This window comes from Virgibacillus sp. 7505, assembly GCF_002272135.1.
Classification (GTDB): domain Bacteria; phylum Bacillota; class Bacilli; order Bacillales; family Amphibacillaceae; genus Terribacillus.
In genome coordinates this window covers 291,552-305,486 of sequence record NZ_NPBF01000018.1, presented here as the reverse complement: position 1 = coordinate 305,486, position 13,935 = coordinate 291,552, and the positions used below count along the sequence as shown (strand labels likewise).

The window sequence follows — 13,935 nt, the reverse complement described above, 5'->3', positions numbered from 1 at the left end:
ATTCGCATAAACTTAATTAATTATATTTTTATTCATCGATCTCCTGCTTCATTCATTGGAAACATGCATGAAATTAGAAGCGATAACTTTATAAGGATGAAATAAATTAGGAGTAGAGGCCGTTACAGCCAATAATTTTGCAAGGGACAAAAGAGAGCACTTTTACTCGTATTTTCCTTTCTAATAAGGAGATATTGAGAAAGCAATGCCTGGACTTCCTAAAACTATTGATAAAAAAATAGGAGATGTGTATAATCCTACTTACTGTGAAAAAATATTCTTTTCTTCTTATTTAGAGAGATGGAGGGACTGGCCCGAAGAAATCTCGGCAGCGGAGCTTATGTAATGGAGTTGCTGTGCCAAATCCAGCAAGCTGCGGCTTGATAGATAAGAGGAGTGTTTTATAGATATAAAGCCTCTTCTTATGAATGTAAGAGGGGCTTTATTTTTTTGCAATAAAACAAAATCAGAGGTGAATCAATGAAGAAAGCAAATCCATGGGCTCTCATCCCATTTATTGTTTTTCTAGTTTTATTTATTGGATCCGGAGTTATCACAGGAGATTTTTATAACTTTCCGGTCATAGTAGCAATCACAATAGCAGCGGGTGTAGCTCTGTCTATGAATAGAAAGGAATCTCTTACTAAAAAGGTTGATATTTTCTGCAAAGGTGCAGGTAATAGCAATGTCATGCTTATGGTGATCATATTCATTTTAGCAGGAGCGTTTTCTGAAGTTGCCAAGGGCATGGGAGCAGTGGAGTCTGCTGTAAACCTTACTACATCAGTCGTTCCTCAAAACCTGCTAGTTGTAGGCTTATTTGTCATTGCATGCTTTATTTCCTTGTCGATGGGGACATCTGTTGGTTCCATTGTAGCACTAGCTCCAATTGGAGTTGGTATAAGCGATGAAACCAGTCTTTCGATGGCTTTGGTGATGGGAGCGATTGTTGGTGGGTCGATGTTCGGTGATAATCTATCCTTCATCTCAGATACAACGATAACTTCCGTTCGTACGCAGGGCGCACAGATGAAAGATAAATTTAAAGTCAATTTTTTGATTGTGTTGCCTGCAGCTATTGTTACGTGCATCATTTTAGGATTTATCGCTATTGGTGAATCAGCTCAAGTAGAACATATAAACTATAATTGGATAAAGATAATTCCTTACGTCCTAGTTATAGTTTTTGCTTTAATTGGTATGAACGTCTTCCTCGTACTTGTGCTGGGAATAGTTCTTGCGGGAGCTGTTGGCTGGATAGATGGCAGCTACCATTTCATGAGCCTGATGCAGCAGATTGGTGATGGAATGGCGGGAATGTATGAAATTGCCTTCCTTGCAATATTAATAGCTGGAATGGTAGAGATAATTAAGTTTAATGGAGGAATTGATTATATTCTGCACCTGGCAACGCGCAGAATTAAAACGAAAAAGGGTGCAGAATTTAGTATTGCAGGGCTTGTTAGCCTAACTGATGTATCAACTGCTAATAACACAATCTCTATATTGATTACTGGTCCACTAGCCAAAAATATTGCAAATGAGTATGGGATAGAGCCAAGAAAGTCAGCTAGTATATTAGATCTTTTCTCTTGCTCCATCCAAGGTCTTTTACCATACGGAGCCCAATTATTGACTGCTGCAACCGTTGCAGGAATTTCGCCAATCAGTATCATTCCATACAGCTTCTATCCAATCTTGGTAGGTATTTGCGGCATTATCGCCATCTTAATTGGCTATCCAAAAAAGAAAAATACTTCTGAAGAATGACTTTTCAGCTTTTCATAAGATAAAAATATGTATTTATTCCAGTATGGGAACAAGCGGAATTATACCGCATACTAGCTTATTGGTTAAAACTGGTTCTGCCTTATAGAAAAATATACTAGGCGGACTTTTACAACAACAAAACTAAATAGTATGGAGTTAGTAAGAAAAAACAGCTGCAACCTTGGGACAAACAAGCAGCTGTTTTTTCTTATTTATAAAGCCAATCTCTGCGGAATTTGAAGAGGATAATCAGATAAATATTCAAAACCCTTACCGATTCCCCCGGCCGCGTGGCTGTCTGAACCAGGAACAAGCGGAATTCCCATTTTTGCTGCGTGCGCTATAAGCTCAACTGGCGGATAGATTTCTTTACATAATGGCTTATAAAGTCCAGCTGTATTCACATCTAGCTCATATCCTTTTCTCTTTATCAGTTCCAGAATGTGTGTCTGTTCCTCTGAGAAAGAAGCCGGCTTCTGATAAGCAAGCTGAAATTTTTGGATCAGCGTAATGTGACCTATTCTTCTTGGTTTAAAGTGACCAAGATCAGCTTCAATAGAAGACTGGAGATTATCATAATAAGCTTTATATACTGGTAAAAGTCCGCCAAATGCATCAGCGGCACGCTCAAATTCATCCTCACTATAATCAATACAGAAGAAAGACTTATCCGGTGCTTGGAGCATGTGCACGGAAAGGATACCATCATCCATTTCCGGACCGTATGTGTCAAGGAAAGTTTGTGTTTCTTGTTCGTAGCCTCTGATATAATCAACTTCAAAGCCAATATTGATTTGCAGTTCATTTTTATATTGTTTTTGCAGCGCTTTGCCTTCCATTACATAAGCTTCCACCTGGTTTCGGTCCATGGTGCTGTCACGATGTGGAGCGGGATCTGTAAAGCTTTCCGGAAGCGGAGCATGTTCTGTAAATGATAAATGGGTAAGTCCTTTTTCGATCGCCTGCAGAATGTAGGCTTCCATTTTATCGTCTGCGCCGTGCTGGCAATACTGGGTATGTACGTGAAAATCTCCTGGCATATGCTTGCTCCTTTCGTTATGTATTGACGTTAGTATCTCATTATGTTACATTCAAATCAACAGAAATCCTTTATCTGAGTAAAGTGGTAGAATGATAAAGAAAGAATCGGAGGCTTATAGATGTTCTTACCAGCAGGAAGTCGTGATTTGACAGGTCGACAGCTTGTCAATCGTGTCGGCATATATGAAAAGTTCCAGTCTGTCGTGAATTTACGAAATTATCAAGCGATTGAAACACCTGTTATTGAGTATAGCACAACATTTACCAATCCTTATGCCGGTATGACACTTAAAAAGATGCTCAAATGGTTCGATGAAGAAGGGGAAATCGAAGTATTGCGTCCAGATTGGACGATTGCTGTTGCTCGTGCCCTTGCGAATCAGCAGTCTGATCAGCAGAAATGGGCGTATGCTGGATCAGTCTTCAAAAAGGATCATGCAGGTGTCGAAAGCCATCAGGCTGGTATCGAAATCATCCGGACACCAGGTCTGTATGGAGAATATGAAAGTTTGTTCACAGCAGTCCGCTTCCTGCGGGAACTAGGATTGCAGCAGTATAGCATCGAGCTCGGGCATACGGAAATCTTCGAGACTTTCATTTCTTCTCTGGAACTTAATGATGCTGATGCTTCCCAGATTAGACAAGCGATGCACGATAAGCGAAAAGATGAGGTATATCGTCTTGTCAAGGAAGCAGGAAATGAAGAGACAGCCGAGGCAGTCGCTGCATTAGCAGATGCATTTGGCGGAACAGCGATTTTAGATAAATTCGCTGGGACGTGGGAAAATAACTTTAAACTATTACCTGTTATCCAAGAGCTTCAGCAGCTTGCGGCTGCTTTGGAAGAGCTTGATCAGGATGTCATCGTGGATCTGGGGCGTGTAAAGCAGCTTCCATATTACAATGGCGCCATGTTCAGAGGTTTCCTGGCGGAAAGTGGAGCAGAATGCTTCTCTGGCGGCAGATATGACGAGCTGTACGAACAGTTTGGCGGAAAGATGAGCGCTGTCGGCTTGGCATTTGACATGGACGTTCTTGCGGCTGCGCTGCCAGCACCAGATAGAGAGGAACGCATATGCTTGCTGACGGATGAGCAAGGTCTGTTTGCAGCTGAAGCGCTGCGGTATAAATATCCAGATGCAGTTGTAGATATCAGGACAGAAGCAACAGCTGAAAATTATGATCGAGTTTATCAAGTTGTTAAGAGCGGAGAAGGATACGAGGTGGTCGAGAGATGAAACCAGTCATCGCATTAACGAAAGGTCGCGTCGAAAAGCAATTCCTTGCATATTTGGAGGAACGAGGCATAGACAGCAAACCGTTGGTGGAAAAAGGACGCAAGTTGAGCGTTGAAACGGATGAGGCAATCTATTTCTTCGCCAAAGGCGTAGATGTGACAACGTATGTACAGCATGGCATTGCGGATCTTGGAATCGTAGGAGAAGACATCATTTCCGAATTCCAGCCGGATGTATTCAATCTCTTCCCATTGCCATTTGGTGCTTGCAAGATGGCGGTTGCTGCTGAGAAGGATAAAGTTTGGCCGGACCGGAAAAAACGGATCGCCAGCAAGTACACAAATATCACGAAGCAATATTATTTAGAAAAAGGCGAGTCGGTCGACATCATCAAGCTGGAAGGGTCCGTGGAATTGGCACCGCTGCTTGGATTGGCAGATGCCATTGTCGATATCGTCGAAACAGGTACAACCTTGAGAGAGAATGGTTTGGAAGTAATCGAAGATATCCAGCACTTCACTGCCAGAGTCATTGCTAACCGTTCCTCTTTAAAAATGAAACGGAATATTCTCCAGCCGTACCTTTCTGTTTTACAGGAAGAGGTGGCGCAATCGTGAAAAAAATAACCAGTACACAATTCCTCGAACAGTTTTGCACCCGGAAAGCAGACAGCGGTTTTGACCCTGAGGTTCTTCAGTCTGTATCGGCTATTTTGAAGGATGTCCGGCTGGAAGGTGATCAGGCTGTACGGAAATATACCGAACAATTCGATGGTACAACAACAGATCAGCTTCTTGTGTCGGAAGCTGAGATAAAAGAGGCAAAAGCCAAATTGGCACCTGAGACGTTGACAGCTTTAAAGCAAGCGGCGGCAAATATTCGTGCTTTTCATGAACAGCAAGTCACAGCATCCCGCATCATGACTGCCGAGGAAGGCAAACAGCTCGGTCAGCTCGTCTTGCCGATGGAGCGAATCGGTATATATGTACCTGGAGGCAAGGCGGTATATCCGTCGACAATTCTGATGAATGCAATTCCAGCACGTCTGGCAGGTGTGAGGGAAATCATTATGGTAACACCAGTGAAGAACAATGGGGCAATTGCTCCTGTCTTAGTGGCTGCAGCTGAAATTGCCGGCGTGGATAAAATATATAAAATTGGCGGTGCCCAGGCGATTGGAACTCTGGCATATGGTACGGAAACGATCGCTTCAGTAGATAAAATTGTCGGACCGGGAAATGCATATGTAGCTGCGGCGAAAATGCTCGTCTTCGGTCAGGTTGGGATTGATATGATTGCTGGCCCATCCGAAGTAGCTATCATTGCAGACGCAACTGCTGATCCTGCATTTATAGCAGCGGATTTGCTGGCTCAGGCAGAACATGATGAAAATGCAAGAGTAGTCCTTTTGACAGACAGTGAGGCTTTGATCCAATCAGTAGAAAAAGAGCTGGAAAGCCAGTTGGAGAAGCTGCCTCGCAAAGCAATCGCAAGCGAAGCAATCAACGGGGATAGTGCTCTTGTTCTGACAAATTCTATGGGTGAGAGCTTCGAGTTATCGAATGCTTTTGCTCCCGAACACTTGGAAATCCAGACAGCTGACCCGCTATCCACTTTAGGAAAGATAAAACATGCTGGATCGGTCTTCCTTGGTTCCTATGCTCCTACAGCTTTAGGTGACTATTACGGGGGAACAAATCATGTATTGCCGACAAACGGCACAGCAAGATTTTCATCAGGGCTCAGTGTGGATGATTTTATTAAGAAAACGACATACACGTATTACGATAGACAAGCATTGGAGCAAGGCAGAACGGCTATCACTCAGCTGACAGAAGAGGAACAGCTGACAGGACATGGAGAATCGATCAATATCCGATTCAAGTCATAGACAGGGGGATGTAATAATGCGTACAGCAGAAAAAGCTCGTAAAACGTTCGAAACAGACATTAACATGCAGGTGAATCTGGATGACAACAGCAACATCTCAATCAATACTGGGGTAGGGTTCTTCGATCATATGCTGACATTGTTTGCAAGTCATGCCAGAATCGGACTACTTGTAGAAGCAAAAGGTGATTTACATATCGATAGTCACCACACAGTGGAAGATACTGGCATTGTGCTCGGACAGCTGGTGAAAGAAGCGCTCGGTACAAAGGAAGGTATCAACCGCTATGGCAACGCCTTTGTGCCAATGGATGAAACATTAGGCTTTGTAGCTCTGGATATCAGCGGGCGCCCGTTCCTTGTGTTTGATGCAGAATTCGAAAATCCTAAACTGGGCAACTTCGATACAGAGCTGGTACGCGAATTTTTCCAAGCGTTTTCTGTGCACGCAGGTATCACACTGCACGCAAAGGTTCATTACGGATCCAATACGCATCACAAAGCAGAATCTTTGTTCAAAGCACTTGGCCAATCGCTGGCAATAGCCATTAAAGTGAACCCAGATATCAAAGGTGTCAACAGTACGAAAGGGATGATCGAATGATCGCAATCGTCGATTATGGCGTCGGCAATGTCGCCAGTGTCGCCAATGCTTGCAAGCAGCTTGGATATGAAACGATACTGACAGACAAAAAAGAGGAATTTGAACAAGCAACACATATCATTCTGCCAGGTGTGGGATCATTCCGAGCTGCCATGGAGGAGATAAACAAGCGCAACCTGCGCGAAATGCTTCTTGATCTAGCTGCACGTAAACCATTCATCGGTATTTGTGTAGGCATGCAGCTGTTATTTGAGAAGGGCTTTGAACATGGTGAAACAGAAGGACTTGGTCTTATTCCAGGAACTGTTGAGAAAATAGAAACAAGTCACCTGCTTCCTCATATTGGCTGGAATGCATTGGAGGTAAGTGACAGTTTTCCAACTTACACAGAACAAAACGGTAAACATGTTTACTTCGTTCACAGTTATCAGGCGAACACACCGGAAGAATATATTGTTGCCAGTACGGAATATGGGACACAGATCCCTGCAATCGTGCAGAAAGGGAATATTTGCGGTATCCAGTTCCACCCGGAGAAAAGTGAGAAAGTAGGCCAGTTGTTATTGCAGAGCGTCTTTGAAAGCAGCCAGCAGGCGTACAGCAAGGAGGAAGGCATATGATCGCAAAACGTATCATTCCATGTCTTGATGTGAGGGATGGCACTGTCGTCAAGGGTACGAATTTTGTTTCACTGCGTGAACTCGGTGATCCTGTTGCCATGGCTGCGGCGTATTCGAAAAGCGGCGCAGATGAGATTGTGTTCCTCGACATTTCCGCAACACATGAAGGACGGGCGACGATGATGGACATCGTACGTCAGACTGCATTGCATGTGTTCGTGCCTTTTACAGTCGGAGGAGGCGTTCGCTCACTTGATGACATGACGACCATGCTTCAGGCTGGAGCGGATAAAGTAGCCATTAACTCAGCAGCAGTTGCCGACCCGGATCTCATCACAAAGGGAGCAGAGAAGTTTGGTTCACAATGTATTGTCGTTGCCATCGACGCGAAACGTTTTGAGGATGGCTGGCACGTGGTGACACACGGCGGCCGTAAGGATACAGGCATAGATGCAATCGAATGGGCGAAGGAAGCAGAAGCCAGAGGAGCAGGGGAGATCTTGCTCACAAGCATGGATGCTGATGGCGTGAAAACTGGCTATGACCTGCCACTGACGAAAGCGATCGTTGATGAAGTCCGCATCCCTGTCATTGCCTCAGGAGGCTGCGGCAGCCCTGAACATATAACAGAAGTATTCCAGGAAACAGATGTGTCCGCAGCTCTTGCAGCGTCCATTTTCCATGATAAGACTTTCAGTATCGAAGAAGTAAAGCAAAGCTGCCACCAGGAAGGAGTACGGATTCGTGAAGCCTGATTTTAGCAAAGGACTCGTCCCAGCGATTGTGCAGGACAGCCAAACCAAGCAAGTACTCATGCTTGCTTATATGAATGAAGAAGCGTATGAGAAAACCGTAGAAACGAAAGAAACATGGTTCTATTCCCGCTCGCGAGAGGAGCTTTGGAATAAAGGGGCGACCTCCGGCAACACCCAGCAGGTTGTCGATATGAAGCTTGATTGTGACAATGATACAATTCTGATCAGTGTCACACCACAAGGACCAGCGTGTCACACGGGGGAAGTGAGCTGTTTCTTCAATGAAACACCAATTACTGGTGATACAGAGGGAGAAGCAAATATATTCAGGACAGTTATGGATGAAGCAGAAGACCGGAAAAAGCACCCTGTAGAGAATTCCTATACAAACTACTTGTATAACAAGGGTGTCGATAAAATTGGCAAGAAAGTGATTGAAGAAGCCGGTGAAGTAGTCATCGCGGCAAAGAATGATGATCCAGAGGAATTGGTTGCAGAAGTAAGCGACTTGCTTTACCACAGCTTCGTCCTGCTTGCAAACCAAGGTGTCAGCCTGCAAGAAGTAGAAGCGGAGCTAGCACGCCGGTTTCAGAAGAAAGGCAATAACAAAGGAGAGCGTCCGCCGATAGAAGAGTGGTGACGACATTTAGAAGAAAATTAAAGAAATCGACTAGCCCATTCAAATTAGAAAAGATGAACTAGTCGATTCTTTTATTATGGCCTGAAAGATAGTACGAATTGGGTAGTGCTAAACATCACTAGAAGCCGATAGTTCTTATCTTAATCTAATTCTTTCGCTTTATACATGAAGTAATCAAAATCAGCATGCAGTCTTTGACCAGATGTATCTTGACATTGCATTCCAACAAATGCTCCTGTGAAGAAACCGCCACCCTTGATATAGTCATCGGATAATTTATAGGAGGGAAGTGTTACTGGGACTTCTGTCCAATTATCACCATCAAAAGAATAAGAATAACTATAAATGTTTGCGCTTACATCAGATCTCAAATAAATATAGTCTACGTCAAGTGGAACGCTGATTTGATTATCTAGGAGAGGCTGTTCGAAAACAAAATTATCACATGTCGTTAGATCCAGGATCCTGCCTTTATTCTCATCCCAAGTAATCTGAAATGCTGTCCAATTTTGCGTATTATAATAATTTACCAGTCCAGCTGCTTGCTGAAAACTACTTGGATTGAATGATATCTTTGTTTCTGCAGTAAAATTAAAATGCTGCCACCTTCTCGCAATGAAGGCTTGTGTAAATTTCGAAGTGAGAGATTCTCTGCCGTAAAGTCTTAAATGTCCTGGGTTATCTTGTAATGTTGAGATTTTCTCATCGAGTGGAATACGAAGTGACTGGAAATGAAGATTTAAAGAATTGGTATCGAAATCATCTATCACGTCGTAGTCACTGTTCCATTTTACTTCCTTTATTGCTGGTCCTTCTATCTCTAAAGATGGTTGATTTCCGCCAACTACATAGGGCCAATCATTATTCCATTCCAAACGTTGAATTGCAGTTTCTCGGCCGAGCGGACAATAACCACGCGGATCCAGCAGCGGTTTATCTGGATGTCTTAAAGGCCGTCCAGTTAAGTGAACTAAAAACCATTCATCTGTATGAGTATGGACAATGGAGGCGTGTCCAGCTTTTTGCATCGGATTTCTTGGATAAGGAAAAGAAGTAATCAATGGGTTCTGCGGATGAACTTCATAAGGTCCAAGCAAATCTTTTGAACGAGCAATGGTAGCTTGGTGGTCGTATTTGGTTCCTCCTTCAGCCGTTAAAAGGTAATAGTATCCGTTTATTTTATATAGGTGGGGGGCTTCTGTCAGCTTCACGTCTGTTCCTTTGAAGATGATGTCTTTTTTGCCTACTAGTTTTTGTTCATCAACACTATATTCTTGAAGTACTATGCCGTGAAAGTTATGATTGCCAACTCGATGATCCCAGACCATATTTACAAGATATTTTTTACCATCGTCATCATGGAACAAGGAAGGATCAAATCCGGAACTGTTCAAAAATATCGGGTCGGACCATTCACCTTCTACTGTATCACAGGTAACCAAGTAATTATGACAGTCCTTCCATTGACCATCCACTACTTTAACATCGGAGTAAATCAGCCAGAATTTTTCATCAAAATACGATAAAGCAGGGGCCCATACTCCTCCGGAATCAGGATTCCCTATCATGTTCAGCTGACTAATCCGATTAAGAGGCCTCGATACCAGCCGCCAATTCTTTAAATCTCTGGAGTGATAGATACCCACGCCGGGAAACCACTCAAATGTAGATACCGCAACATAGTAATCTTCTCCTGACCGGCAAATACTCGGATCGGGATTAAACCCTGTCAAAATTGGATTTTGAATTGTTGTCATTTGTATAACCTCTCTTTTCTTAAGGATACGGAATAACAAGCAGCTTAAATATCTTGAATGTTGATAGCCAAGAAATTCTCACTGGCATAGGCAGATGCCCCTAAGGCAGCTGAATAACGAGACAATTGAGAAAAACAGATATTCAAGTCTTTTTGATGTGTACGAAGCATTTGTTTTTGTTTCTCTTTTATGGATTCTCTTAACAAGTTACCGGAAGAGGCTAGGCGATTTCCAACGATAATCTGTTCTGGGTTGAATATATTGATGATATTGTTAATTCCTATACCAAGATAATTGCCAATTTCCCGGAAGATGTTAATCGCAACTGGATCACCTCCTTCAGCTAGTTCATTCAGCATCTCAAGGGAGAGCTTTTGTCCTTCTGCTGGACGGATCCCTTTTTCTGCAGCACTATTAAGTAATGCCTTTTCAGATGCATACAATTCCCAGCAGCCTTGATTACCGCATCGGCATAATGGACCGTCCACTTCTATTGTCATATGACCAAGCTCCCCTGAGAAACCGTTGTGGCCTTTATAAAGTTCACCATTTAGGATAAGGCCAACACCGATCCCGATACCTACACTTATGTAAATTAAATTATCAGAGGATTGACCAGCTCCAAATTTCTTTTCGCCATACGCACCTGCATTTGCTTCGTTTTCAATCAGAACTGGAACATCATATTTTTCTTCTAAAAATCCTTTCAAGTCTTTATTTCTCCAATTTAAGTTTGGAGCAAGTAGAATTTCGCCTTCTGTACTTACTGTTCCTGGTACACCGACACCGATTCCTACGAGACCATAAGAACTCGGAGACATGGAAAGAAGCAGGGAGTCGATTATCATGTTTAGTTGGATCTGAATTTCTTCATAAGATAAATCGTTAAAATGGGTGATTTTTTCATTTGTGATATTTCCTTGCAAATCTGTCAGTATACCAAGAATATAATTCACTCCAATATCAACTCCGATTGAGTAGCCTGCAAGGTGGTTGAATAAGAGCATGACAGGACGTCTTCCTCCGCTTGAAACACCTGGTCCTGATTCCAAAATCAAATCTTCCGCAAGAAGTTCACTTACTTGGGAAGAGACGGTTCCTTTATTCAGCCCCGTTTTATTTGCAATATCAGCTCTAGATATAGGTGTATATTCTTGAATTGTTTGTAAAACCAAAGATTTATTTCCTTTTTTTACAACATGCTGATTAAAGGTTTGGGATTTCATTTGCTTTCTCCATTCTGCTGTTTGAATATTTCCATTTTACCATCATCCATTAACATTATAAACTTAGTTCAGACACTAGACAAACATTGTTTTCGATGGTACACTAATTCCAGCAACAAACCATTCCAAATGAATAATGGGGGTATTTTAATTGAACAAAAAGAAAGCGGTTACAATTATCTTCGCTATTATTTCCTCGTTGTTGTTGATCAGTGGATGTTCAGGCTCTGATGGTGCTTCAGGTTCCGGAGATAAGACGATTGAGTTTATGCATCTATGGCCAGAAGGAAGCTCTAAGCAGCATAACGAAATCGTAAAGGAAATTGTCGCTGATTTTGAAGAAGACAATCCGGATGTAAAGGTTAAATTGGAGGTTCTTAGTAACGAGCAATATAAGGATAAGATTAAAGTATTATCTACTTCCAATGAATTACCTGATGTCGGTATGACTTGGGCTGCAGGTTATTTAGAACCTTATGTCGACGGCAAGAAATTTGCCCCTTTAGATGATTTACTTGAAGGTGATTTAAAAGACAGCTTTGTTTCTGGAATACCCGAAGCATATGAGATTGAAGGCAGTACCTATGGATTACCGCTTGAATTAAATATTGCAACTGTGTTCTACAATAAAAAGATCTTTGAAGAGAATGGTTTGGAAGCGCCGAAAACATATGAAGAGTTTCAAAATGCAGTAGAAACACTAGCTAAAAATGGAGTGGCTCCAATAGCTTTAGGTAATAAAGATCGCTGGACAGGATCTCTATGGTACATGTATTTCGCTGACAGAATCGGTGGGGGAGATGTCTTAACAGATGCTATCAACCGTTCAGGTTCTTTCACTGATCCTGCATTGGTTTCTGCTGCCGAAGAAGTACAGAACTTGGTTGATAAGGACGCATTCCTTAAAGGATTCAATGGACTTTCAGACGAGGAAGCAAAAAGTATGTTTATGAATGAGCAGGCTGCTATGTATTTGATCGCAACTTGGGATCTTCCGAATTACACAACAAATGAGGATGTACCTCAGGAGTTCCGCGATTCTGTGGGTTACTTCCCTTTCCCAACAGTTGATGGAAAAGGTGAAATGAGCAGTTATGTGGGGGGACCAGGAGTAGGATTGTTTGTTGCTGAAGATTCTGATGTGAAAGAAGAAGCAAAAGATTTTGCAGCATTTTTCGTGAAGGAATGGGGCGAGAAATCAGTTACAGAAGCTGGGGTCATTCCGGCTACTAAAGTAGATGCTGCTTCGCTAGATTTACCCGATATGTATGTAGATGTACTTGATGATTTGAACAATGCAAGCAATATAACATTATTTGCAGATGTCCAAATGAATGCAGATGTTGCCCAAACCCATTTGGATATGATTCAATCACTATTCGGTAAAGAAGTAACACCCGAAGAGTTTGCTGAGAAGCATGAAGAGGCTCTATCAAAATAATTAATCAACGGATGAAGAGGGCAAGCCTATAGCTGGATTGCCCTTTTTTTATAAAAGGGAGGCGATCACTATGAACAGAGTTATGTCTAATAAATGGATTATTGGGATGTATATTCTCCCGGCATTTTTACTGATCAGTATTTTTATCTTTATTCCTCTGTTATTGTCCGGATACTATGGCTTAATGGACTGGGATGGTATTGGTGCCATGAAGTACATAGGTATGGAGAACTACTTTAACGCTATTCAAGATGGACTTTTTTGGTCAAGTGCCTTTCATTCTTTCATGCTTGCCTTGTTTTCTACACTAAGTTTGATTGTGTATTTGGCAATCTCGTTGATTCTTGCATCAAAAATTAAAGGCTCCAATTTGCTGAGGAAAATTTACCTAATTCCGATGCTATTATCTTCTGTAGCAATAGCACAATTATGGATTAAAGTATTTAATCCGTCCAACGGTATCTTAAATAGCATATTAGCTTCTTTCGGGGTAGACAATCCACCAGCGTGGCTTGCTGAACCTGCCGTGGTATTGTATGCCATCTTTATTCCAATACTTTGGCAGTATGCTGGTTTTTATATACTGATTTATTATGCTGCATTGAAAAATATCCCCGAGTCTATTATTGAAGCAGCTAGAATAGATGGAGCTACTCCATTTCAGATTGCATATAAAATTAAATTACCTTTGATAATGGGTGTTGTAAAAGTGACGATTGTACTTGCAGTTGTAGGTTCACTCAAGTACTTCGATCTAATATACGTTATGACGGGCGGGGGACCTAATGGTGCTAGTGAAGTAATGGCGTCTTATATGTACAAACTGGCGTTTTCCAGTAATGATTTTGGTTATGGTAGTGCTATTGGCTTTTTATTGTTGATCATCACACTAATTGTTACTTTAATTGTCCGAAAGGTTACAGATTCTAAGGAAGAACTTCAATATTAAGAG

At 42.1% G+C, this 13,935-nt stretch carries 13 protein-coding genes and 1 riboswitch; of the genes, 10 read left to right on the top strand and 3 right to left on the bottom strand.

The features are described from left to right. Window positions 1-285: 285 nt before the first annotated feature. Window positions 286-394, top strand: a riboswitch (SAM riboswitch). An 86-nt stretch (window positions 395-480) separates the two neighbouring features. Further along, entirely contained in the window at window positions 481-1,770 is a 1,290-nt protein-coding gene (locus CHH91_RS07295) for a Na+/H+ antiporter NhaC family protein (RefSeq protein ID WP_095222782.1), read from the top strand. Window positions 1,771-1,982: 212 nt separating this feature from the next. Here the strand turns inward: CHH91_RS07295 and hisJ are convergent, their stop codons facing one another. Further along, window positions 1,983-2,810 carry a histidinol-phosphatase HisJ gene (hisJ, locus tag CHH91_RS07290; protein ID WP_095222781.1) on the bottom strand — a complete coding sequence of 276 codons (828 nt, stop codon included), beginning with the start codon at window positions 2,808-2,810 and terminating at the stop codon, window positions 1,983-1,985. A gap of 120 nt (window positions 2,811-2,930) precedes the next feature. On the opposite strand from hisJ, the gene CHH91_RS07285 reads away from it, so the two are divergent. The 7 genes from CHH91_RS07285 to hisIE are packed head-to-tail and all read left to right on the top strand — an operon-like array spanning window position 2,931 to window position 8,559. Next, entirely contained in the window at window positions 2,931-4,049 is a 1,119-nt protein-coding gene (locus tag CHH91_RS07285; protein ID WP_095222780.1) for an ATP phosphoribosyltransferase regulatory subunit, read from the top strand. Continuing rightward, complete coding sequence (gene hisG, locus CHH91_RS07280) at window positions 4,046-4,666, top strand: ATP phosphoribosyltransferase (protein ID WP_095222779.1); 621 nt, start codon at window positions 4,046-4,048, stop codon at window positions 4,664-4,666. Before CHH91_RS07285 ends, hisG begins: the two co-directional genes overlap by 4 nt. Next, window positions 4,660-5,940 carry a histidinol dehydrogenase gene (hisD, locus tag CHH91_RS07275; RefSeq protein WP_483372390.1) on the top strand — a complete coding sequence of 427 codons (1,281 nt, stop codon included), beginning with the start codon at window positions 4,660-4,662 and terminating at the stop codon, window positions 5,938-5,940. The genes hisG and hisD overlap by 7 nt, the downstream gene beginning before the upstream one ends. 16 nt (window positions 5,941-5,956) lie before the next feature. Beyond that, on the top strand, window positions 5,957-6,544 hold the full coding sequence (hisB, locus tag CHH91_RS07270) for an imidazoleglycerol-phosphate dehydratase HisB (RefSeq protein ID WP_095222777.1): 588 nt from the start codon (window positions 5,957-5,959) through the stop codon (window positions 6,542-6,544). Continuing rightward, window positions 6,541-7,164, top strand: a complete 624-nt coding sequence (gene hisH / locus CHH91_RS07265; protein WP_095222776.1) for an imidazole glycerol phosphate synthase subunit HisH — start codon at window positions 6,541-6,543, stop codon at window positions 7,162-7,164. The genes hisB and hisH overlap by 4 nt, the downstream gene beginning before the upstream one ends. Beyond that, entirely contained in the window at window positions 7,161-7,919 is a 759-nt protein-coding gene (gene hisF, locus CHH91_RS07260) for an imidazole glycerol phosphate synthase subunit HisF (RefSeq protein ID WP_095222775.1), read from the top strand. The genes hisH and hisF overlap by 4 nt, the downstream gene beginning before the upstream one ends. Beyond that, the gene (hisIE, locus tag CHH91_RS07255; RefSeq protein WP_095222774.1) at window positions 7,909-8,559 is read left to right on the top strand and encodes a bifunctional phosphoribosyl-AMP cyclohydrolase/phosphoribosyl-ATP diphosphatase HisIE; all 651 of its coding nucleotides are present in this window, start codon (window positions 7,909-7,911) and stop codon (window positions 8,557-8,559) included. Before hisF ends, hisIE begins: the two co-directional genes overlap by 11 nt. 140 nt (window positions 8,560-8,699) lie before the next feature. Here the strand turns inward: hisIE and CHH91_RS07250 are convergent, their stop codons facing one another. Then, on the bottom strand, window positions 8,700-10,316 hold the full coding sequence (locus CHH91_RS07250) for a glycoside hydrolase family 43 protein (protein ID WP_095222773.1): 1,617 nt from the start codon (window positions 10,314-10,316) through the stop codon (window positions 8,700-8,702). A gap of 44 nt (window positions 10,317-10,360) precedes the next feature. After that, complete coding sequence (locus CHH91_RS07245) at window positions 10,361-11,542, bottom strand: ROK family transcriptional regulator (RefSeq protein ID WP_095222772.1); 1,182 nt, start codon at window positions 11,540-11,542, stop codon at window positions 10,361-10,363. 151 nt (window positions 11,543-11,693) lie between these two features. Here CHH91_RS07245 and CHH91_RS07240 point away from each other — a divergent pair, with 151 nt between their 5' ends. Next, complete coding sequence (locus tag CHH91_RS07240) at window positions 11,694-12,983, top strand: extracellular solute-binding protein (RefSeq protein WP_095222771.1); 1,290 nt, start codon at window positions 11,694-11,696, stop codon at window positions 12,981-12,983. A 70-nt stretch (window positions 12,984-13,053) separates the two neighbouring features. Then, complete coding sequence (locus CHH91_RS07235) at window positions 13,054-13,932, top strand: carbohydrate ABC transporter permease (protein ID WP_095222770.1); 879 nt, start codon at window positions 13,054-13,056, stop codon at window positions 13,930-13,932. Window positions 13,933-13,935 lie beyond the last annotated feature (3 nt).

What these genes read in the sequence shown, in the direction of transcription:
- hisB (WP_095222777.1), top strand. Translation starts at nt 5,957, where the DNA reads ATGCGTACAGCAGAAAAAGCTCGTAAAACGTTCGAAACAGACATTAAC.
- hisH (WP_095222776.1), top strand. Translation starts at nt 6,541, where the DNA reads ATGATCGCAATCGTCGATTATGGCGTCGGCAATGTCGCCAGTGTCGCC.
- CHH91_RS07285 (WP_095222780.1), top strand. Translation starts at nt 2,931, where the DNA reads ATGTTCTTACCAGCAGGAAGTCGTGATTTGACAGGTCGACAGCTTGTC.
- CHH91_RS07295 (WP_095222782.1), top strand. Translation starts at nt 481, where the DNA reads ATGAAGAAAGCAAATCCATGGGCTCTCATCCCATTTATTGTTTTTCTA.
- hisF (WP_095222775.1), top strand. Translation starts at nt 7,161, where the DNA reads ATGATCGCAAAACGTATCATTCCATGTCTTGATGTGAGGGATGGCACT.
- CHH91_RS07250 (WP_095222773.1), bottom strand. Translation starts at nt 10,316, where the DNA reads ATGACAACAATTCAAAATCCAATTTTGACAGGGTTTAATCCCGATCCG.
- CHH91_RS07235 (WP_095222770.1), top strand. Translation starts at nt 13,054, where the DNA reads ATGAACAGAGTTATGTCTAATAAATGGATTATTGGGATGTATATTCTC.
- hisG (WP_095222779.1), top strand. Translation starts at nt 4,046, where the DNA reads ATGAAACCAGTCATCGCATTAACGAAAGGTCGCGTCGAAAAGCAATTC.
- CHH91_RS07245 (WP_095222772.1), bottom strand. Translation starts at nt 11,542, where the DNA reads ATGAAATCCCAAACCTTTAATCAGCATGTTGTAAAAAAAGGAAATAAA.
- hisJ (WP_095222781.1), bottom strand. Translation starts at nt 2,810, where the DNA reads ATGCCAGGAGATTTTCACGTACATACCCAGTATTGCCAGCACGGCGCA.